2 protein-coding genes are annotated in these 426 nt (G+C 42.0%); one reads left to right on the top strand and one right to left on the bottom strand.

Annotated elements, in window-relative coordinates:
* Positions 1-186 (top strand): hypothetical protein (locus tag PJK54_RS17755; RefSeq protein WP_271303519.1); only part of this gene is annotated, 186 nt, incomplete at its 5' end.
* Here PJK54_RS17755 and PJK54_RS17750 read toward each other — a convergent pair.
* A partial coding sequence (locus PJK54_RS17750) for a hypothetical protein (protein ID WP_271303518.1) occupies positions 171-426 on the bottom strand: 256 nt, incomplete at its 5' end. The genes PJK54_RS17755 and PJK54_RS17750 overlap by 16 nt on opposite strands.

The following is a 426-nucleotide window of genomic DNA, read 5'->3' as shown; positions in this document are numbered from 1 at the left end:
TCCTGGCCACAGGCAGTCAGCGAAAAGAGTATGCCCAAACTTAGCACCAAGTTAGCTAATAATTTCATACAACGTCCTTTGATTGAAATAGGATCTACTGTTTTGGCGTATGCTATTACACATAAAGATATCATCGGAGAACCTAAACGAAATATTCAAATTAAAGCCCCCTATATCCTACCTTGAAGTCTTGCTTTATCGAGACAATGCATAACTTGTGCTGGATACTCAATTCCCGCAACTTCATTTATTGTTTCAACAAGCCAATCATGGCGATGAGACGGTTGTTCGAAGGCTTCATAGAGTTGCGTCTCGTTACGTCGCAAGTCATCAATCAAGGCGTCAATGCGATTCATGCTGATAAGCGCTTGGGTTTGCCCATCATCACATTGAATCTCTTCAAAACGTGCAGGAATGTCGACAGGA

The sequence above is a fragment of the Cobetia sp. MMG027 genome (genome assembly GCF_027947415.1).
In the GTDB taxonomy this organism is placed as follows: Bacteria; Pseudomonadota; Gammaproteobacteria; order Pseudomonadales; family Halomonadaceae; genus Cobetia; species Cobetia marina.
The sequence above is the reverse complement of the archived record's forward strand: the minus strand, read 5'-3'. Positions and strand labels throughout refer to the sequence as shown.